The organism is Paenibacillus sp. FW104-T2, from assembly GCF_058789975.1.
The window spans coordinates 124,705-146,268 of record NZ_JBYTCE010000009.1; the positions used below are offsets into that span (position 1 = coordinate 124,705).

General features: G+C 44.8%; 17 protein-coding genes. 12 read left to right on the forward strand and 5 right to left on the reverse strand.

Features of this window, described 5'->3' with window-relative positions:
- Positions 1–23 precede the first annotated feature (23 nt).
- Positions 24–578 (reverse strand): GNAT family N-acetyltransferase, encoded by a 555-nt coding sequence (locus AC3WQ3_RS13620; protein WP_492472511.1) that lies wholly within the window; start codon positions 576–578, stop codon positions 24–26.
- Positions 579–1,111: 533 nt separating this feature from the next.
- Here AC3WQ3_RS13620 and codB point away from each other — a divergent pair.
- Both codB and AC3WQ3_RS13630 read left to right on the forward strand, forming a co-directional pair.
- Positions 1,112–2,389 carry a cytosine permease gene (codB, locus tag AC3WQ3_RS13625; protein WP_336781919.1) on the forward strand — a complete coding sequence of 426 codons (1,278 nt, stop codon included), beginning with the start codon at positions 1,112–1,114 and terminating at the stop codon, positions 2,387–2,389.
- Positions 2,358–3,626: a cytosine deaminase gene (locus tag AC3WQ3_RS13630; RefSeq protein ID WP_492472512.1), complete on the forward strand. Its 1,269-nt coding sequence runs from the start codon at positions 2,358–2,360 to the stop codon at positions 3,624–3,626. Before codB ends, AC3WQ3_RS13630 begins: the two co-directional genes overlap by 32 nt.
- 182 nt (positions 3,627–3,808) lie before the next feature.
- Here the strand turns inward: AC3WQ3_RS13630 and pdxR are convergent, their stop codons facing one another.
- Positions 3,809–5,281 carry a MocR-like pyridoxine biosynthesis transcription factor PdxR gene (gene pdxR, locus AC3WQ3_RS13635; RefSeq protein WP_492472513.1) on the reverse strand — a complete coding sequence of 491 codons (1,473 nt, stop codon included), beginning with the start codon at positions 5,279–5,281 and terminating at the stop codon, positions 3,809–3,811.
- Between the two features lie 215 nt (positions 5,282–5,496).
- Between pdxR and pdxS the strand changes: the two genes are divergently transcribed.
- The 4 genes from pdxS to AC3WQ3_RS13655 all read left to right on the forward strand — a co-directional run bounded on the left by pdxS (position 5,497) and on the right by AC3WQ3_RS13655 (position 12,826).
- A complete protein-coding gene (gene pdxS / locus AC3WQ3_RS13640) occupies positions 5,497–6,378 on the forward strand; it encodes a pyridoxal 5'-phosphate synthase lyase subunit PdxS (RefSeq protein ID WP_095286539.1) in 882 nt (293 codons plus the stop codon).
- 275 nt (positions 6,379–6,653) lie between these two features.
- Positions 6,654–9,101 (forward strand): GH39 family glycosyl hydrolase, encoded by a 2,448-nt coding sequence (locus tag AC3WQ3_RS13645; protein WP_492472514.1) that lies wholly within the window; start codon positions 6,654–6,656, stop codon positions 9,099–9,101.
- Between the two features lie 202 nt (positions 9,102–9,303).
- Positions 9,304–10,536, forward strand: a complete 1,233-nt coding sequence (locus AC3WQ3_RS13650) for a PTS sugar transporter subunit IIC (protein WP_492472515.1) — start codon at positions 9,304–9,306, stop codon at positions 10,534–10,536.
- Positions 10,537–10,555: 19 nt separating this feature from the next.
- Entirely contained in the window at positions 10,556–12,826 is a 2,271-nt protein-coding gene (locus AC3WQ3_RS13655) for a beta-glucosidase (protein WP_492472516.1), read from the forward strand.
- A gap of 98 nt (positions 12,827–12,924) precedes the next feature.
- Here the strand turns inward: AC3WQ3_RS13655 and AC3WQ3_RS13660 are convergent, their stop codons facing one another.
- A complete protein-coding gene (locus tag AC3WQ3_RS13660; RefSeq protein ID WP_492472517.1) occupies positions 12,925–13,866 on the reverse strand; it encodes a DMT family transporter in 942 nt (313 codons plus the stop codon).
- A 171-nt stretch (positions 13,867–14,037) separates the two neighbouring features.
- On the opposite strand from AC3WQ3_RS13660, the gene AC3WQ3_RS13665 reads away from it, so the two are divergent.
- Positions 14,038–14,526, forward strand: a complete 489-nt coding sequence (locus tag AC3WQ3_RS13665) for an NUDIX hydrolase (RefSeq protein WP_492472518.1) — start codon at positions 14,038–14,040, stop codon at positions 14,524–14,526.
- 568 nt (positions 14,527–15,094) lie between these two features.
- Here the strand turns inward: AC3WQ3_RS13665 and AC3WQ3_RS13670 are convergent.
- Positions 15,095–15,646 (reverse strand): TetR/AcrR family transcriptional regulator, encoded by a 552-nt coding sequence (locus tag AC3WQ3_RS13670; protein ID WP_492472519.1) that lies wholly within the window; start codon positions 15,644–15,646, stop codon positions 15,095–15,097.
- A gap of 215 nt (positions 15,647–15,861) precedes the next feature.
- Here AC3WQ3_RS13670 and AC3WQ3_RS13675 point away from each other — a divergent pair, with 215 nt between their 5' ends.
- From AC3WQ3_RS13675 to AC3WQ3_RS13685, 3 genes are all read left to right on the forward strand, one after another.
- A complete protein-coding gene (locus AC3WQ3_RS13675) occupies positions 15,862–16,632 on the forward strand; it encodes a carboxymuconolactone decarboxylase family protein (RefSeq protein ID WP_492472520.1) in 771 nt (256 codons plus the stop codon).
- Between the two features lie 23 nt (positions 16,633–16,655).
- Positions 16,656–17,069, forward strand: a complete 414-nt coding sequence (locus AC3WQ3_RS13680; RefSeq protein ID WP_336781910.1) for a cupin domain-containing protein — start codon at positions 16,656–16,658, stop codon at positions 17,067–17,069.
- 477 nt (positions 17,070–17,546) lie between these two features.
- On the forward strand, positions 17,547–18,134 hold the full coding sequence (locus tag AC3WQ3_RS13685; protein ID WP_492472521.1) for a GNAT family N-acetyltransferase: 588 nt from the start codon (positions 17,547–17,549) through the stop codon (positions 18,132–18,134).
- Positions 18,135–18,152: 18 nt separating this feature from the next.
- Here AC3WQ3_RS13685 and AC3WQ3_RS13690 read toward each other — a convergent pair whose 3' ends face one another.
- The gene (locus AC3WQ3_RS13690; RefSeq protein WP_492472522.1) at positions 18,153–18,938 is read right to left on the reverse strand and encodes a helix-turn-helix transcriptional regulator; all 786 of its coding nucleotides are present in this window, start codon (positions 18,936–18,938) and stop codon (positions 18,153–18,155) included.
- 86 nt (positions 18,939–19,024) lie between these two features.
- Between AC3WQ3_RS13690 and AC3WQ3_RS13695 the strand changes: the two genes are divergently transcribed.
- Together AC3WQ3_RS13695 and AC3WQ3_RS13700 are read left to right on the forward strand one after the other, a co-directional pair.
- Positions 19,025–20,209 carry a DUF2264 domain-containing protein gene (locus tag AC3WQ3_RS13695; RefSeq protein WP_492472523.1) on the forward strand — a complete coding sequence of 395 codons (1,185 nt, stop codon included), beginning with the start codon at positions 19,025–19,027 and terminating at the stop codon, positions 20,207–20,209.
- Between the two features lie 276 nt (positions 20,210–20,485).
- The gene (locus tag AC3WQ3_RS13700) at positions 20,486–21,526 is read left to right on the forward strand and encodes an ABC transporter substrate-binding protein (RefSeq protein WP_492472524.1); all 1,041 of its coding nucleotides are present in this window, start codon (positions 20,486–20,488) and stop codon (positions 21,524–21,526) included.
- Positions 21,527–21,564: the final 38 nt, after the last annotated feature.

Genomic DNA, 21,564 nt, shown 5'->3' on the forward strand with positions numbered 1-21,564 from the left:
TTTGGATTCACCAGTGGAAATGATTAATTGATATTTTTGTAATAAACCAAATGGTCCGTCCATTCATCATATTCGTGTATGAAGCCTTTACGTATACATTCAAATTCCATACCTACGTGTTCAGCAAGTTTTATCGAAGGGGTATTATCCAAGTTAATATGGGCTTCTATACGGTGAAATTTCAAATGTTCAAATGCCATATTCAGAGCTTCTTTTACTGCTTCTTTGCCGTATCCTTGCCTCCAGTATTGATTATGGATTGTATAGCCGAAGCTTGCCCATTGAAAATTAGCTCTTGCTAAGGTTGCAATATCAATTGTACCCAGATGTGTACCATCTTCCTTTCTAAACACCCCAAATACATAAACCGCATCCGTGCATGCTAGCTCTTGATGTCGATCTACCAGATGATGGAACCAATCCCGTGTACATTCAGTCATGTCCACTTTCCCTTGATCATGACGGTGTTGGGAGGGGAGGCGGTGTTCGAATTCATTCAACCAATTGATATAATCGTCTTTCTGTAAAGGTCTGATGATTAATCGCTCTGTCTCTGATCTATAATCAAATTTCTCCATAGTCAATTTTAATGTGACATCTCCTTTTAGATTGCATTGCTGCTTCCATGAACGATTTTGTTTAGAGAATCAAGTTTATATGCCATGGTCATCACACCTTTCAGACTTTAACCAGATCAAGCAAAGCCAGTTTATCACAGGATGGATCTGTTGAGAACAAGGTTGTAAGGATAATTGTTAACGGAAGATATGAAGGGCTATTTATGGTGAAAACATGAAAAAGGTCTAAGAAGAAAAGTTAATTATATGACTGTTTTTTGTGTTTGGATAATAATGACATTGACATCTTCGGCATTTTCCAAAATAATAGAACGTAATTGAATACTGGTACCTTTAATTCAGTCCAGAGAGGCTGGCAAGGGCAGCGGATTTTTATAATCACGCGTGAAACAGGGCATATTCCGTTCAGGGATGCTCTGCGTCTTCGCGCGGGTTATGATGCAAAAAAGAGGCTACTTGTCAGTTTTGACCTGACGAGTAGCCTCTTTTTTCTGCTTTTTGGTATCAGGACACTTTAAGTTGGGGGTATTCTGATGAGCAAACAAGATCAAGAATTTTCATGGCAGGCAGTGCCAAAAACGCAGAGAAACCATTTTTGGAAGACGTTGTCCGTTATGCTGGGGTTCACGTTCTTCTCAGCAAGCATGCTGGCAGGAGGGACGCTTGGTGTTAGCTTAACGTTTATGGAGTTCATTGGTATCGTGCTTGCGGGTAATTTGGTGCTCGGGATCTATACGGGAGCACTGGCACATATCGCGGCGAAGACAGGCTTGTCCACACATTTGCTGGCCAAATATGCATTCGGTGAGAAAGGGTCGTATCTGCCTTCCTTCCTGCTCGGCTTCACACAGGTTGGATGGTTCGGTGTCGGCGTAGCGATGTTCGCAATTCCCGTCGCCAAAGCGATGGATTGGAATGTGTACCTGTTAATCTTTGTGTTTGGTCTCGCTATGACGGCATCTGCAATCTTCGGTATGAAGTCACTTGTCATTTTGGGTTATATCGCGGTTCCAGCCATTGCCATTCTAGGGAGTTACTCCATGTTCGAAGGTGCAGACACGCTGGGTGGTCTGCAAGGATTGTTTGATTACACGCCGGCACAGTCGCTCACTGCAGCAGCTGCACTTACCATTTGTATCGGATCATTTATCAGCGGTGGAACATTAACGCCTGACTTTGCCCGCTTTGCCCGTACGTCACGCCAGGCAGTTACCGCAACTGTCATTGCATTCTTCCTGGGCAACTCGCTCATGTTTCTGTTCGGTGCAGTCGGCGCCATGGCCTATAACCTGGCAGACATTTCGGAAGTCATGTTCCTGCAAGGGTTGATCATTCCTGCGATCATCGTTCTGGGATTGAATATCTGGACAACAAACGACAATGCTCTGTATGCTTCGGGACTTGGTTTTGCCAACATCACTAAAATTTCGAAAAAATTCTTCGTCGTCGTCAACGGCATCGTGGGTACCATCTTTGCAATGTGGATGTACAACAACTTTGTTGGTTTCCTGAATGTACTCGGCGCAGCCGTACCGTCTATAGGAGCCATCATCATTGCAGACTACTTCTTCGTGAAGCGCAGAAATTATAAACCATTTGCCGAGATGACTTTTAAAACGGTAAACTGGATAGCGATGGTCGCTTGGGCGATCGGCGTGGCATTCGCTCAATTGGCACCAGGAGTAACGCCGTTGAATGCACTTCTTGGTACAGCGGTGGCTTACATTGTACTCATGTTGATCGTTTCTGCGAAAGAATCCAAAGAAAAGGGGAAAATGAATGATTATACAGAACGCGAAATTGCGGGGTAAAGACGGTCTATGGAATATCGTTGTAAAGGACGGAAAATTCGAACAAATCACGCAGGAGCCAGCTGCTACTGCGAATGAGGAAGTTATCGACGTAGGCGGTTCGCTTGTACTGCCACCGTTCATTGAGCCTCATATTCATCTGGATACAACATTAACGGCAGGTGAGCCGGAATGGAATTTGAGCGGTACGCTGTTCGAAGGCATTCAGCGGTGGTCCGAACGCAAAGCATTTCTGACGCAGGAAGACGTTAAAACACGTTCCAAAACGGCGCTGAAATGGCAAATGGCGCAGGGCATCCAGCATGTGCGGACACATGTGGACGTAACGGATCCAAGCCTGACGGCAGTTAAAGCGATGCTTGAAGTAAAAGAAGAGATGGCGCCTTACATTGACATCCAGCTTGTCGCTTTCCCGCAGGAAGGTATTCATTCCTATCCCAACGGTGTGGAACTGCTTGAAGAATCGCTGAAAATGGGCGTTGACGTCGTGGGAGGCATTCCCCACTTCGAATTCACACGAGAATACGGCGTCGATTCAATGAAGGTTGCATTTGACCTTGCTGAGAAATATGACCGTCTAATCGACATTCACTGTGATGAAATCGATGATGAGCAATCCCGTTTTGTAGAAGTCGTTGCCAAGGAAGCCTACGAACGTGGACTGGGTTCCCGTACGACAGCGAGTCATACGACGGCAATGGGGTCATACAATGATGCATATACGTACAAGCTGTTCAGATTGCTGAAAATGGCTGACCTGAACTTCGTATCCAACCCGCTGGTTAACATCCACCTGCAGGGACGCTTTGACACGTATCCGAAAAGAAGAGGACTGACTCGTGTCAAAGAGCTGCAGGAAGCAGGTCTGAACGTGTGCTTCGGTCACGATGACATCTTCGATCCATGGTATCCACTCGGTACGGGTAACATGCTTCAGGTGCTGCATATGGGTATCCATGCTTCGCAGCTGCTTGGTTACGATCAGATCGTGAATTCCATTGACCTGATTACCAAAAACAGCGCAAGAACGCTCCACATCGAGGATGTGTACGGCATTGAAGAAGGCAAGCCAGCCAACTTCATCGTTCTGGAAGCAGAGAATGAATATGAAGCCATCCGCAAACAAGCTGGCGTGCTCTACTCGTTCAGAGGCGGCCGCAAAATCGCGGAAACGAAACCACGGGATACGTCGATCATTCTTGAAGACGGTTTGGAGAAGGTAACATTTAACAAATAAGCAATGAGAATGTAATGAAATAGGAAATAGGCACATTATACATTAAGCAATGCCTAGCATTAATCAAAAAATCCCCTCGGGGTGACAGGATCAATCAGAAAGCACACGTAATCGTGAATTCTTCCTGCCACACATGAGGGGATTTTTTACTGTTAGTAAAGAGACAGTGCCTCATGATGAGACTAGTCCGTTACAGCTTTTTGTAATCTCGCTACACCTTCCTGTATTTGTGCATCTGACAAATGGGCAAATGATAAATAAATACCAACCTTTATGCCATCCGAGGTTGAGCTGCTGACTTCCGAGTAGTGGACCCCTTCCGATCTGGCGGATGCCCGAAAGGCTTCATAAGCTGAGGCTTCTCCTCGCCACCAGCCGAATACGTGCAGACCCGCTTCATTTTCCACCCAATCAAACCATGTAGAGAGCTGCTGGTTCAACAGTTTGAGTAACATATGGAACTTGCGGCTGTACAGACGATTCATCCTGCGCAGATGACGTTCATACTGACCGCTTGTCATAAATGATGCGAGCGCCCGCTGTTCAATTAGATTGACAGGTCTTGGCTCATATAAAGCCTGAGCCTTTCTAAAGGTATCTGCCAGGGTGGGAGGGAGGACCACATAACCCAGCCTTACTTCAAAAGGCAATGTTTTGGTGAAGCTTCCAAGGTAAATGACGCGCCCTTCTTTATCGAGTGTTTTCAGAGGTTCAACATGCATACCGCGGTATCGGAACTCACTGTCGTAATCATCTTCGACAATCATGGCATCCCGGCGATGCGCCCAGTCCAGCAGGGTTTGTCTGCGTTCAAGACTAAGCATTTCGCCTGTTGGAAATTGCCTTGACGGCGTGACAAACAACATACGTGCATCCCAGTTTTGGGGGACCAGTCCCTGACCATCGAGACTCGCTTCAATCAACTTGGCGCCTGCAGCCATAATGGCTTGAGAAATCCCGACATAACAAGGGCTTTCCGTCACAACATGGTCGCCAGGGTCTGCGAGCAATTGAGTGAGCAGCGCTATAGCCTGCATGGAACCTGCAGTAACGGCGATATGATCCGCATCTACATGAATCCCCCGCATTCTCCGCAGGTAGGCAGCAATGGCTTCTCTTAATTTCGGGTCTCCTGTTGAGCTAACAAAGGCGGAAGCATGGATAACGTTCTCCTCACGATGCCGTATCTCTGCATACAATCGATTATTCCATTCATCGTAAGGGAACTTGGAAAGATCCGGCTGATATTTGCTGAAGTCGATCACTTCCCTATTCTCTTTGCTATGATCACGAACCTGTACCGTTTGTTGAGGGGTCTGCTGCTCAAGCTGCTGGATACGGTTTCCCCAAGCTGACAAGTGATGAGTACAGGATTTTACCTGGTACTCCTCATGGCTTAAATCCGCTTGATAAGCAACAAAGGTACCTCTTCCGTGCTCTGACTGAAGGTAACCTTGGGCAGTTAACGTATCATAGACCTGATTCACGGTTCCTCGGGAAATGTGATATGACGCTGCTAACTCCCTTGTGGAAGGTAACTTTTCGCCGTATACGAGATTACCATCATGAATAGCGTCCCGAACCGCATGATAGAGAGCCTTCATTTTAGTATATTGTCGGTTCAAATATGAACTGTACGCTAGATGAAATTGCATAGATCCTCCAATGGTAGTATAAAGTGGTTCAATATATTCAAAGTGGTACAATAAAATCCGGTGATATTGGATCTTTTTATGTATCCATTCTCATTTTATACTAATTCATAGTTTAAGGGGAAACAATAGTGGCATCGAAAAATAGATCATTTACTTTGTTGAAATAAGATGTCCTTTTTGAAATTATCAAAAGTTAAACTGGGAGGATTACAATCATGCAAACAGGTACAGATCGTGTTAAAAGAGGAATGGCTGAAATGCAAAAAGGTGGCGTCATCATGGACGTCATGAATGCAGAACAAGCTAAAATTGCGGAAGCGGCTGGGGCAACAGCTGTTATGGCTCTTGAGCGGGTACCTTCTGATATTCGCGCAGCCGGCGGTGTAGCTCGCATGGCAGATCCAACAATCGTTGAAGAGGTTATGAAAGTGGTATCCATTCCGGTGATGGCCAAAGCGCGTATCGGTCATTACATCGAAGCTAAAGTGCTTGAATCCCTTGGCGTGGACTATCTCGATGAGAGTGAAGTACTGACACCTGCAGACGAAGTATTCCATATTGATAAACATGAGTTCACTGTACCATTTGTATGTGGAGCCAAAGATCTGGGAGAGGCTCTTCGCCGCATTGGTGAAGGAGCATCCATGATTCGTACCAAAGGTGAGCCTGGAACAGGCAATATTGTGGAAGCTGTTCGCCATATGCGTCTGATTAACAGCCAAATCCGCAAAGCCCAAAACATGTCCAAGGACGAATTGTATGCTGAAGCGAAAAACCTGGGTGTATCTTATGAGCTTTTGCTTGAAGTACATGAGAATGGCAAACTTCCAGTCGTTAACTTTGCTGCAGGCGGTGTAGCCACTCCGGCAGATGCTGCACTTATGATGCATTTGGGCGCAGACGGCGTATTCGTTGGATCCGGTATTTTCAAATCGGATAGCCCTGAGAAATTCGCTCGTGCCATTGTCGAAGCGACAACACATTACACGGATTACAAACTGATTGCCGAAGTATCCAAAAACCTGGGTGCGCCAATGAAAGGGATCGAGATTTCCAAACTGTCTGCGGATGAGCGCATGTCCGACCGCGGTTGGTAAGATATAAGGGATTTCGATAAGTAGTAGGTAGTCTGAATAGTGAGGAAAAAAGCTGATCAGTTGAGTATAATTGATCGGCTTTTTTGTTATTCTTAAAGAACAACGTACGGATGTTCCAAAAGGCAGACAGTGAATGTAACGGACGTGAAATTGACCTGCACATTGATATCTTCAAAATGCTGTGTCTATAATAAGCGGTATGAAGGAAGGTGCAGACCATTCGCTATCTATATGAGTTTATTCAACATCACGACGATCTGCCTATGAAACTCTTCGTGAACTCAGTAAAACATATTGATTTCCATTGGCATAAGGAAGTGGAGGTTGTCTATGTTCTCCATGGTTCAATCAACATGTATCTGGACCAGCAGCAGTATACGTTGCATGAAGATGATTTGATTGTGGTAAACAGCATGTCCGTCCACAAGATAGAACGAACCAATCAGGACAACGTGTTATTAACATTGCAGTTTGGTCCGGAGTTGATGAACAATAATGCTTTTATCTCCTGTAACTCTGCCCTGAACGTGGAGCAGGACGTTCCCCGGCTGCTTAGCATCAAACAACATCTCGCGCAGATGGTGTGGGAGATCAACAAAAACACGCCGGGGTATCAAAATTTCACCATGGGCAGATTACAGATGTTATGCGGCTTCCTGCAGAGGTATTTTTCAAATGGAACGAATCCGACGTTGGAAGAAGGAAGCAGGGACTATGACTATAAAAGGCTGAACAGGGTCCTCACATATATTGATATTCACTATAATGAGAAGATTACGCTGCAGGATATGGCAGATTCCGAGCATTTAAGCTTGCATTATTTTTCCCACTTTTTTACGGACAAGATCGGGATACCTTTCCAAAAGTATCTGACCCTCATTCGCCTGGAGAAAGCTCAGGCGCAACTGGCAGCAAACGATAAAAATATTTCGGAGATCGCGCTGGATTGCGGATTTGCCAATGTGAAGCTGTTTAACAAATACTTCAAGGAAAAGTATGGCTGCACGCCCGGTTCCTATCGGGAAGCTTCGCGTACACCGGAACCTCATCAGTTGAATGTGAACCGCAAGCCCAAAACGTATGAGGAATCTTCTAGCGGAGATTATTACGAGATGGAAACGTTGAATGCGATTGGCTCGTTGTATCGATATTTGGATCCCAAAGGCGACGCAGATCAGGAGATGCTCCCTGTATCACCTGCACATCTGTCAGACCAAACTAGCATCGAGGTTCGTGCGGATCAGACATCGTTCGTCTACGAAAAGCACTGGAATATCACCATGACGGCGGGAAGAGCCATCGAAGGTTTGCGTGAAGATTGGCGGAAGCAGCTGTCTGCTTTGAAAGGCAAAGTACCTTTTAAGTACATTCGATTTCACGGCATATTTAATGATGAGATGATGGTGTACAGCGAAACGGATCAAGGCACTCCTATCTATAACTGGTCTTATGTGGACAAGTTGTATGATTTCCTGCTGGATCAGGGAGTTCGGCCATTCGTGGAATTAAGCTTTATGCCGAGCCAGCTGGCGAGATCCAAGGAAACGTTGTTTTGGTGGAGGGGGAATATTAGCCCGCCATCCGACCCCACCAAGTGGCAGGCACTTGTTCGTGAATTCATTAGGCACTGCTTGAATCGTTATGGGGCGGAAGAAGTGAAGAAGTGGTACTTTGAAGTCTGGAACGAGCCTGACCTGGCTGGTGTTTGTTGGGCAGGAAGCAAGGAAGAATATTTCGCTTTTTACGAATTGACCGCCCATGCCATCAAAACGGTATTGCCCGATCTGAGAGTGGGAGGCCCAGCTATGGGTTATGGATCTCTTTGGAACGACACCTGGGCTGAGGAGTTTCTATCATATTGCAGGAAGCATGAAGCTGCTCTCGACTTTTTCTCGTTCCATATCTATTCGGAGTATCCCAAGCTAAAAGTTGAAGAGGATCGATTAACTCAAATCATGCCGCCTTCTTTCTATAAGGAAAGCATTGATCTTCTTCGGCAGAAAATGAAGGCGTCTTCGTACGGACATGCTGAACTCCATGTCACCGAGTGGAATTTTTCGCTGTATGACCGTAACTTGCTGCACGATACCATGTTCATGGCTCCGTTCGTCATTTATCACACGATGAATACACTCGGTGATGTGAAAGCCATGGCTTTTTGGTCTTTTACCGATGTATTCGAAGAAAGTATCGTTCCAACTTCTCCTTTCTATGGGGGCTTTGGCCTGATCAATCGCGATGGTCTGAAGAAACCTAGCTATTATGCATTTGAGCTTATGGAGAAGCTGGGTGATGAGCTGCTAATCAAGGGGGACGGTTATGTCGGAACGCGAAAAAGTGACGGAAGCATGCAATTTCTGTTCTATCATTATGTGCATGTAGATCAGTTGTTTGCGAGTGGAGATTGGTCCGAATTATCCTGTTCAACCCGTTATGACGTATTTGAGGAGAAGGGCAGCAAAGCCTTTGAACTCACGCTTAACAAGCTTCCAGGGCCTTATAAATGCACCAGTTATCAACTCGATCGGGATCATGGCTCCGTTTTTGATGAGTGGACACGCATGGGATCACCATACTCTTTAACGGAAGAAGAGATCTCTTATCTGGAAGGCAGGAGCGGACCCTTCATGAGGACAGAGATCATTAGGGATGAGTGTTGGCGCAGGGAGATTTTGCTCCCGCCACATGGCGTGTTGCTGCTCATTTTGAATAGACAATATTAAAAAAAGTATCCTTAAGGCATCCTTCCAGAAATGGAGGGATGTTTTTTGTTGTTTAATTCTTGTACAGGCAGGCAAGCTAGAAAGAAGGATTAGAAATGGGCAAAAAACGAACCATGAAGAGGCAAGTTCCAACAAGAAAGCGTTCACACAAATCGATATACTATGGTTGTGGCAGCAAAGAGGAAGACAGGGGGAGTTTTGGATGAAGCGTTTCATGAAATGGATGACAGATTCGTTTGCGCCAAGATTGGAGGCGTTTACGAACAATATTTGGGTTTCTTCGATTCAAGAAGCCATCATGGTCGCCATTCCGATGATTTTCATCGGTTCAATTATTACATTGATTTCGATTTTGCAGGATTTCATTCCTGGTATGCCGGACCTGACACCGATCACGACATTCAGTTTCGGTTTGCTTGGGTTGTTTATTGCTTTCTTGACGCCTTATGTGGTGATGGAAAAAAGAGAAAGACACAAAATCAAGCTGCTGGCGGGAATGACGGGGATATCTCTGTTCGTCATGCTGCTTAACCCGACGGTAAACGAAGACGGTACCATTCAGTTCATCCTTGAACGATTTGGGCCCTCGGGGATGATTACAGCACTTCTGGTAGGTGTATTCGTCGCTCTTGTCATGATCTTGTGCAACAAATTTTCGTTCTTCAAAAAGGGATCTTCACTTCCCGAATTCATTATGGACTGGTTCGATTTTCTCGTCCCGATCGCCCTGGTATTAACAACAGGATGGGTGCTTGTATATCAGCTTCATTTTGATATTTTTGGCCTGATCGTGAACGTATTTGAGCCAATCAATGCCGTGGGACAAAGTTTAACCGGATTTTTATTGTTCAACTTTATCGGCGTCGTGCTGTATTCCTTCGGCGTAAGCCCGTGGGTCATGACACCGATCTGGTATGCAATCTGGATACCTGCAATTGAAGAAAATGCAGCTCTTGTCGCAGCGGGACAAGATCCGGTCAATATCAACACATTTGAAACCTTTTTCTCCGGCTGGCTTGGTATTGGCGGTATGGGTGCGACCTTGCCATTAGTTGTTTGGTTCCTGATGGCACGTTCGAAAAAGCTGAAATCTGTCGGCAAGGCGACTATTATCCCGTCCTTGTTCAACATTAATGAACCTGTCGTGTACGGAGCACCGATTGCCTTTAATCCATTACTCATGGTGCCGATGTGGATTAACGCACTTATCACGCCAGTGATTGTTTACTTGGCTCTCGACTGGGGTTGGGTACGAATTCCGAGCCAGATCTTCCAGTTATGGTATACACCGATCGGCCTGTCCACCTACATTATGTCCGGATTCAATGGGCTTATCTTGCTGGCGGTTGTCCTGGTGATTGTATTTATTGTCTGGTTTCCGTTTTTCAAACTGTATGATGCACAGGAACTGAAGAAAGAACAGGAACAAAATTGATATCAGAAGGGTGAGTACTATGGATAAATCAATTAATGAATTGTTATCGGAATTGACGCTGGCCGAGAAAGCTTCACTCTGCGCAGGCTTGAATATGTGGATGACGAAAGGAATTGAGCGGTTAAACATTCCGCCAGTTCATATGTACGATGGGACAAACGGCATCCGTAAAACGAACAGCGATGAAGAAATGGGTATTACAACGGAAAATGTCCCCGCAACCTGTTACCCTACGGGTTCAGCCATCGGTTCTTCGTGGAATACGGAATTGTTGTATGAAGTCGGTGTGGCACTGGGACGTGAATCAAAAACGATGGACGTCGAGCTTCTGCTTGGACCTGGTGTAAATATGAAAAGAACGCCGCTTGGCGGAAGAAACTTCGAATACTACTCGGAAGACCCATACTTGACGGGCGAGCTTGGTGCAGCGTTTATAAACGGGATCCAAAGCGAAGGCGTGGGCGCTTCTGTCAAACACTTTGCCGGCAACAATCAGGAGTTCGAGAAAATGGTGACCAGTTCGGAAATCGACGAGCGGACGCTTCGCGAAATTTACCTGAGCGCCTTTGAACGGATTATTAAGAAATCCGACCCATGGACGGTCATGTGTTCCTATAATTTATTGAATGGAACATATACGAGTGAGAACGAACATTTGCTGCATGACATTTTGAGAGAAGAGTGGGGCTATGAAGGTGTTGTCCTATCCGACTGGACAGCTGTCAATGATCGTATACGCGGACTGAAGGCCGGGCTTGATCTGGAAATGCCGGGTCCCGCCAATTACAATGCCAAAGCGATTATTGAAGCGGTTCAGAACGGAAGCCTGTCTGAAGAACAGTTGAATCAAAGCGTGAGTCGTATTTTGAAGCTGGTTGAGCGGGTAACGGGCAAAAAAGACATGGATTCTTCTCCAGATGCGGACTATCATGCACTCGCACGTAAAGCGGCAGCCGAAAGTATTGTGCTTCTGAAAAATGAGAACGCGATTCTTCCCCTGCAGCCGGAATCGGTGGGATCCATTGCCGTGATCGGACGGTTTGCCAAAAAACCGAGAATTCAGGGAGCGGGCAGTGCGAAGGTAACACCTACAAAAGTTGATATTCCATGGGACGAGATAAAGAATCTGGCTGGTGATGCCATGACCATGAACTATGCAGAAGGGTACCCGGAGGATGACTCTATCAATGATGAGCTAATTCAGGAAAGCGTCTCATTAGCTATGAATTCCGATGTTGCTGTTCTGTTTGTTGGGCAACCGGAATATGCCGAATCAGAGATGCATGATCTGCAAGGCATTGATCTTCCTGAGCATCAGGTAAAATTGATTCTTGCGGTAGCCGCGGTTCAGCCCAAGTGCATTGTTGTGACGAGCAGCGGCTCCGCACTGGCGATGCGTCCATGGGTACAGCATGTACCTGGGGTGATTCATTCGTGGTTGTCGGGTCAAGGCATGGGTAAAGTGATTGCAGATGTATTGTTCGGACAGACGAACCCATCAGGCAAGCTGTCTGAGACTTTCCCTGTCAAACTGTCGGACAACCCTTCACATATGCGAATTCGCGGAGAGAACGGCAAGCTGTATTATCGCGAAGGCCTTTTCGTGGGTTATCGATATTATGACCGGAAAGAACTGGCACCTCAATTCCCGTTTGGACACGGATTGTCTTACACATCGTTTTTGTATACGGATCTGGAAGTGGCTCAGACCCATACCGGTGTTACGGTGTCCTTCCAATTGAAAAATACCGGTAAGCGCAAGGGGAAAGAAGTTGTTCAACTGTATGTTCACGATGAAGAGTGCACATGGACCCGTCCAGAGAAAGAATTGAAAGCTTTTGCCAAAGTTGAACTGGAGCCCGGTGAAAAACGCAAGATTACTTTTGAACTGGAAGAGAGAGATTTTGCATACTACAACACCAAGTATAACCGTTGGGTGGCAGAGACCGGCTTTTTCCAAATTTCACTTGGCAGCTCGTCCAAAGATCTCCGAATCACAGAACGATTGCATTGTGACTTTGGTAAGGAAGAAATCACGTTCCACAAATTCAGTCTGCTCAGTGAGTGGATGAGTGATCCTGCAGCGAAAAAGGAATTGGAGCATTGCCTGAATGAAATGAACGAGCACGTTACGGACAAGGTATATCTTAACGAGGAGTTTGTGGGGTTCTGGGCAGATTTCCCGATGATCAAAGTATTCCAAATGTTCGGTCAACAATGGATGGATGAACGTTCCCCTGATGAAATTATTCATGAACTTATCGCCAAGGTTAACCAGGCACGGAAATAATAGATAAGGTAAAGAAAAACCAAGTTCGATCCCGTAAAAAGGACATGAACTTGGTTTTTCTATCGTTCCGGGACATACCGTTTACGAGCAGCCGAATGTTATGCAGAGCTTGGTCGATTCACGATGTAAATGCCGATCGACACGAACAGGAGGGCAACCAGATTCTTCAGTTCCATAATACTTTCTCCCAAAAATAGAGCAGAAAGTAATGCGCCAAACACGGGGATCAGGAAGTTATACACCGACACTTTCCCGACTTTGTTGTATTTCAGAAGCAGATTCCATAGACAGAATGCCGCTGATGACAACAGAACCAAATAAACTAAGTTACTGGTGGATTCCAGGGTGAAATGTGTAACCTGTCCGCCAAGCAAGAGGCCCAACAGACCAAGCATCAATCCGCCGACAAACAAGCTGAATCCCGTAACGACCAATACATCCATGGAAGATGTTAGATGCTTTGCGTAGATGGCCGTAATGGAAAATATAAAAGCAGCCACAATCACGAAGCCTTCACCTGTAAATGTAAAAGAAAATGCAAATAGATCTGTGTTGAAGTTCACAATGATGACTCCGATAAATCCAAGCACAGTTCCCATGACTTTTTTATTGCTTAGTTTGTCATTTTGATATAGGAAATGGGCTAACACCACACTGAAAAAGGTTGCTGTCGCGTTCATAATGGAGCCTTTAACACCGGTCGTATTGGATACACCTATGTAAAAAAACATATACTGCAGTCCTGTTTGCATGACGCCCAGCATAGAGAGGCTGGTCCATTGTCGTCCAGATAGAGCAAACTTTCGTTTTCGAATCAAGCGGTATAGGGTCAGGAGCAGCAAGCCTGCAAGTACAAATCGATATCCAGCAAATACAAACTTGGAGGCAATATCTTCTGGCAGGATGTCAAAAGCAATATACCCTAGTTTAATGGATGGGAAAGCACTTCCCCACAACAAGCAGCATAGGCTTGCGATTAGGGTTACAACCAATGGATCTGTTAACCTGTTCGGTTTCTCAATTGCGTTACTGTCGTTCACGTTTAATCTTCTCCTCAAATTGTAGTGCGTATGTGATGCAACAAATACATTCTAGACCATATCACATTTCCTGCGGCTTGTATCCAAAAGTTGAATGGACTCTGTTTAAGCAGGAAGCTGTATGAAGGATGTGGAATATATATACAGATTCACTGTAGAGGAGGTGGTTAGATGGTCTTTCCAACGCATATTGTATCGGCAGGCGGGATTGTAGAAGACGGACACGGAAATGTCCTGTTAGTAAAGGCCCATGACGATGGCTGGGTCTACCCAGGCGGGATTACTGAAGTAGGAGAAAACCTGATTGATGGCGTGATCCGTGAGATCAAGGAAGAAAGTGGGATAGACGCCAGTGTTAGTCATTTGATTAGTGTGGTCTCGAATACAGCAGTACATAAGTGGTATGACGGTGTGACGGATGTCCCGACAAAGGTCATGTTTGATTTTGTGTGCAAATTAGAAGGTGGAGAATTAGCTGCATCTGAGGAAACGAGCGAGTGCAGGTGGGTTCCCAAGGAACAGGTGCTGGATTATATTACACTACCTGCTATCCGCATGCGTTATGAAGCGTATCTGAATTTTCAAGGTTCAGTGAATTACGTGGAGTATGTCACTGCGACAATATCGGAGTGTAACACCAAGCTTCATCGACATGTTTAGCTGTACGGGTGCTTGCCGTTGAATAAAGTTATGTGCAGATGCTCAAGCGTCAATTGGTTGAACAGCTGTTGATTGGACACAGGAGAGCAGGCGATTCGTTGGATCGACTGCTCTTATTCATACGGCCGGAGACTGATGTGATGATTTCAATATTAATGATAGATACGAAGTTTCATAAAATTCAAAAAGTCGCTCTGCATCGAGCCCAGCGTAAGGATCTTCCTGGGAATCATGAATTTCCATCGCCGGCCTTGAACATGGAATGACCATGTTGCAGACAATAAGGTTCCAGAATGATAGGTTTGATCTTGTAATTCAGCTGTTTGGAATTCAACGTTATGAACGACTTTAGTCGAAAAAAAATTGAGGAAGAGAATAATTAATTTATCCTCATTCATGAGCAATATAGCCCGGCTTGTCTTCGCTGACCAGCTCTGCGGAGTGGAATAACATATGAACATGTTAGATTCTCTATGAGATTGAGTTAGTCGATCCAATAATTTTTTGGTAATAAAGATCATGATTCAATGCCCCTTCTGTTGTGATATCTCATTTCTGTAATCCGTTCCTAAAAATTCCGATCTAACAAAACCCCTACTTGTTCTGCAATAACCTGAGTAGGCTCAGAAATTCCATTGGTAAGCCACCCTTCGACGATCTCCACGATTGCCGCTCCAAAGAAATTAAGAATGATCTCCTTGCTTAATCCCTGATTTATTCCTTCGGTTATATTCACTTCTCCCTCTAATTCTTCAATAACAAATGCAAGAAAATGATGACGAAATACAGAGGCGCCCTTGCTTGATAACATGGCTGAAAAGAAGGGATGATGATGTTCAAAGTATTCAAACCAGAGGAAATTTCCCTCTGCAAAACTTAAGTCAGTTGAGGCTTCGCATATTCTTCGTAGCTCGTTAATGTGTTCTTCAATAATTTTGTCGAGCAAATCAAATTTATCCATGTAATGATCATAGATCGTTCTTCGACCGACGTTTGCTCGATTGGAGATGTCCTGAATCGTAATCTGATCCAGATTTTTCTCAGACATCAGTTGGGTGAATGCATTCTTAATGGCATCTTGAGATTTTTGTACTCTTCGATCCAATTTCAATTTGGACATGGGGTTCGCACCTTTCCTGAGGGTAATCGCACATTATTTCAAATTTGTGCAATATCGCACGAATGAAGACGGTTTGTTTATTGAAGCTGAATCACTTAGTATATATATTATACACATGTGCGGTAACGCATCAATATGTATTATCTCAATCATTGATGTTTCCTTTACTGAAATAACTGAAATAATAGAAGAGAAGATTAAGGGAGGCGAGACGCATGGATCGAATCGAAAAGAGCAAGGAAAAATACCAGGAACTATTTGGTGAGGGCGCACCTTCTTCCTATGCAACAGATCCTGAATTTCAGGACATCCTAAGCCGTTTTAACTTTGGAGAAGTGTTCGATCAAGGTACGCTGACGGACATTCAGCGGGAGCTGCTGACACTGGTGGTCCTTACGGTCAATCAGACATTACCTCAGCTTAAGGCTCATGTAAGTGCGGCATTGAATGTTGGGGTGACTCCGGTAGAAATTAAAGAAGCCGTTTACCAGTGTGCCCCATACATCGGTTTTCCGAAAACATTAAACGCCATTCATGAAGTGAATGAGGTGTTCACGTCCCGTAATATTGCATTGCCTATTGAAAGCCAAAGTCAGGTTTCAGAACATAGTCGTTTGGAAAAAGGGCTTGCTGTACAGATTGAGATTTTTGGTGATGTCATTGAAAAAATGAGAGCAAGTGCACCTCCGAACCAGAAGCATATTCAGGAATACCTTTCGGCTTTTTGCTTCGGTGATTTCTATACCCGTGACGGACTTGATTTGAGAATCCGGGAATTGTTAACTCTGGCTATGGTTAGTGCATTGGGAGGAGCCGAAGGCCAAGTTAAGGCACACGTACAGGGAAATATTAATGTGGGAAATGACAAGGAAACGCTGATTGCGGCGATCACACATTGTCTGCCTTATATGGGTTTTCCAAGGACACTAAATGCACTTGCTTGCATCAATGAAGTGATTCCAGAAAATGAAGAGAAATCATTTTAATCAACAGATTGGAGAAATCAGATATGACGAAACATGAAGAGGTAAAGAACGGCGTTATTTTTCCGGTAGGAGAGAAGAATGAAGCTTATGCCCAATATTTTGTGGGACAAAGCTATCTTCAAGCTCTGGTTGCAGATCCGAAAGTGAATGTTGGCGTAGGGAACGTGACCTTTGAACCGGGCTGCCGAAACAACTGGCATATTCACCGTGACGGATTCCAGATATTGTTAGTTACGGGTGGGGAAGGGTGGTATCAGGAGGAAGGCAAGCCTGCCCAATTCCTGAAAGCTGGCGATGTTATTGTTACGCATGATGGTGTAAAACACTGGCATGGTGCCGCAAAAGACAGCTGGTTTGAACATATAGCGATCACTGCAGGTACACCTGAATGGCTTGAACCTGTCACGGATGAAGTTTACGATAGTGCGACGAAGTGAACCACCAGATTCTCATGAATCAAAAGTTTTGAGTAAACAAAAAAGACACCCGTAAGGGTGTTTTTTGTTGCTTTTATAGAAATCTATTGTGTTAATATAAAAGGGTTTTACAAACCAGTGTAGAAAGGCAATGGATAAAGGTTTAAATCCATATTTTCGTTTAGGAGGAGTCAGCTGCTTAAGGAAATTGATACATTCTCAATTGGTAGGCATATTGACTTTCATCTTCTGTTTGCAGATAACATGGCTTTGTATCTAAAGAACGGATATAAAAGAGTTGAAAATCGAGTAAAGTGGTTGAAGATTAATGACGAATTACAAATGACGAACGGAATAGGTTAAGAGCCGATAAGCGAAATCATGATCAAGGAAGTAAGTGAGATGAGTTGGGATGAAGGGGAGCTGGACTTGCTAGGCTATCTTTACTAGAATTGCGCTCGCAAATGGATATCGTACATAAAATTATAGGAGGATATAATGCAATCTAATGACACCAGAAATACCAGACTCTCCATTACATGTGAAAATATTATCCTTCGGGAATATCGACTTTCCGACCTTGAGGGTATTCATGCACTCACATGGCAACCTGAAATTCATGGCTATTTACCAGGGTGGAATGTTCCAAAGGAAGTTCGCCAAGAATGGCTGATAAATTACGAAATCCCAACCAACAATGAATTTATTCAACGCGTGCAAGAGGGCAAACCTGTGGAGGAACTCATTTTAAGATTAGGGATTGTTTTGAAAGAGACAGGAGAACTTATCGGATGGTGTTGTTCTGGTATAAAAGATGAACTACCGAATCCGAATAGAGAAATCATGTACGCAATATCGAAAGAACATCGAAATCGAGGTTATGCTTCTCAAGCTGTTAGAGGGATTGTTCAATATTTATTCGAAAATACAGAAGTTGAACAATTAAATGCAATTGCACTCTTAGAGAACGGGTCGTCTAATAAAGTCATTCTGAAAAACCATTTTCTCTTCATTGCTGCGATTGAAATTGAAGAGGAGAAGTACAACCATTACCAGCTTCGCAAGGCAGATTGGTTAAATCTCTGAAGTCTAACAAAATCGTTTTCAACTGGGCTCGATTCTGAATCTGTATTTCCTGGGCGAAACACCAACAAATTTCTTGAACTGCCTCATAAAATGGGTGTCATTCTCATATCCACATGCATCCGCAATCTGATTAACGGAGAGCTCACTGTGATCCAAAAGATATTTGGCATGATCAAGCCGTGCATGAATCATATCCGTCATTACCGAACAACCAAATAGCTCTTTATAGATGTGTTGAAAGTAGGATTTGCTCATATTTAATCGTGAAGCTTGTTCTGTTACGGTTACGTTTTGCTGAGGAGAGCGATAGATATCGTTGCGGAGTTCAGTAAATTGGCTGTAATAACGGCTAAGTTGGTGGGGAGTAGTTCTTGCTCGCAAGTCACTCAATTTCATGAAGAAAGACTGAAGGTCGCAATCGATAATTTTCTCACGCAGCTTTCCATCCAGTCTGTAACAATTCTGAAGTTCCATGATGCTTCTGGAGATCAACAAGGGATCTGAAGCTTCCATAAGCGTGTCCATAGGAAATTGAATACTTAGGAGAAATTCGTGGAAATCGCTGCCATTACAGTGGAACCAATCATTAATAAATGGACTCTCCAGCTCACGGTAATAATGAGGCGTTTGAGGTTGAAACAAAATGAAGGTATTCTTCTCCACTGTGCTTGTATTGTCATGCAATCTCACTTCTGCTCTGCTATTAAAAAACACAAAGGTATAATTTCCCGAACCATTTGGCCGGTTTCTCACAATCCCTTCATGGTGAATGGTACGATAGCCGCAAGAAAGTAACGTAAGCATGCCTTATCCTCCTCAGCACAATAGGTCAGTTTTTGATGATTATAGTTTATTGTTCACGTCTAAACAACCATCTATAATTTCTAAAAATGTTTATTTTGAAGGAGGAGGAGAAAGTGTCGGTTGACAGAAAGTATTGGGTCGATACGTTGGTTCGCATAGCGCATCCTGTGCTCTGTTCCTTATCGGAAAGCAGACTGGTTATCGATATGCCTGTCGAATCAAAGGGGGGAGATCGTACCGACTACGCCTATTTGGAAGCTTTGGGGCGGACTTTGGCAGGAATTGCACCATGGCTAGAACATGGCCCTCGTTCAGGTGAGGAAGGGGAGATTCGAGCCAGAATGGCAGATCTGGCCAGGCGTGCAATCGGAGTAGCGACAGATCCAGCTTCGCCCGATTTTATGAATTTCACGCAAGGCGGCCAGCCTGTTGTTGATGCTGCTTTTCTTGCGAATGCGGTGCTTCGGGCTCCACATGAGCTGTATGAGCTACTGGACGAGAAAGCAAAAGATAATCTGAAATCAGCCCTGCTCGCCACACGGATTATACGCCCTGTGTTCAGCAACTGGCTGTTGTTTAGTGCCATCATTGAAGCGGCCCTTGCCCGAATGGGTGTAGAGACTTGGGATCGCATGCGAGTGGATTATGCGGTAAGGCAGCATGACCAATGGTACATGGGTGATGGTGCATATGGTGATGGGCCTGACTTTCATTGGGATTACTATAACAGCTTTGTGATTCAACCCATGCTCGTGGATACATTGGACGCGTTAGGAGATCAATTCGACGATTGGAAGGCGATAAGGATCAGGGTGTTAGACAGAGCCATTCGCTATGCTGCCATCCTGGAACGAATGATTTCACCAGAAGGCACCTTCCCGCCCATTGGGCGATCACTTGCCTATCGTTTCGGAGCATTTCAGCATTTATCTCTCATGGCACTCCGAGAGGAACTCCCGGTAGAAGTGGAGCCAGCTCAAGTTCGCTGTGCCCTTACGGCTGTGATCCAGCGGCAGATTCATATGCCAGGGACGTTTGACGATGCCGGATGGCTGCGAATTGGATTCGCCGGAAGTCAGCCGGAAATCGGTGAAGCTTACATATCAACGGGCAGTTTGTATCTGTGCACGACCGTATTCCTTGCGTTAGGACTCTCACCTGAGGCTGATTTCTGGCAGGGAGAGGCCGAGTGGACTTCACGGAAAGCATGGTCCGGAGGAGAGGTCAATCTGGATAAAGCCTACCAAGATCAACAGTTTAAATGGGGTTGAGGAACGTTTTTGGCAATCATATTGATCATTTGTCCGTGCAGCCTCTTGAACGGATGTCATGGAGAGGAAAGAATAGAACTGTATGGTGAGTCGCTGTAAAGCGGCTTTTTTGTTCTCAACGTAATGATATTGATTATTGTTCTCATTTACACACTCCGACATTTACTGTATACTGACAATAGTTATTTTACATAATGGTCAAAAAGACAGACGAGAACGGAAAAGGGAGAGGTTATTTACATGTTGGTGTCCGTAAAAAAAGGGATGTTTCTTTGTTTGATTACTGCAATGATTCTGGTGCTTGCTGCGTGTTCAAGCGGTGGCAGCGACGGTGCCAAGGGCAGCTCACAGCAAGCTGCGGAGAGCAGCGCCACGAATGCGGCAGCAGATGGGGAACAGACTGATGCTGATGCTTCAGCTGCAGCTGAAACAACTTACCCGGTAACCGTGTCGAATTATACAACAGAGAACGGTACTTGGGTCGCCAAGGAACAAACATTTGACAAGGCACCTGAACGCGTTGTTGCCAATACCCAAGGTGCAGCCGAGCTGATGATTCGCCTTGGATTGACGGACAAGCTCGTGGGAGTAGCGGCTTTGTTTGGCAGTGTGCCTGAAGATATTGCTGATGAGTTTAAGAAAATCCCTGTTCTGGCCGAAGGATATGTTGGGAAGGAAGTGACCATTGGCGCTTCACCTGACCTGATTATGGGACGTGGCGGGCTGTTTGAGGATGCCGACTGGGGTGTGGGTACAGTCAACAGCTTGAATGATATGGGTATCAAAACGTTTGTGCAGAGCACGAGTGTTACTGATGCTTCGTTGGATAGTCTGTATAAGGATATCACCGAGCTAGGCGAGATCTTTAACGTACAAGCTAACGCGGCGGCCTATATTGAGGAACTTAAAGTACGCGAGGAAGCATTGAAGGCTCGTGCTAGCGCTGAAACGATCAACTATGCATCCTTCTCTGATAATGGTGATGGAACCATTGCGGTATACAACGGAAATGGAGATACATTTATCGAAAGTGCAATGTCTTTAATTAACGTACATAATATGTTGATTAATGAAACAGGCACACTCAGTCTGGAGAAGCTCATCGAGATCAATCCGGATGTGATGATCATTTCCAAATATGCTGGCGGTATTGATCCGCAAGAAACGATTGACAAGTTGCTAGCCAACAAGCAGGTGCAAAGTATTAACGCAGTGAAAAACAAGAAAATCTATGTTATTGATTTCAACAATTTCTGGGGTTACGGAGATTCCATCTTCACAGGTGTTGAGAACCTTGCTGATGATATGGGGTTGTAAAATAACCTAATTTATATGATTCATGTGTTACTATATTA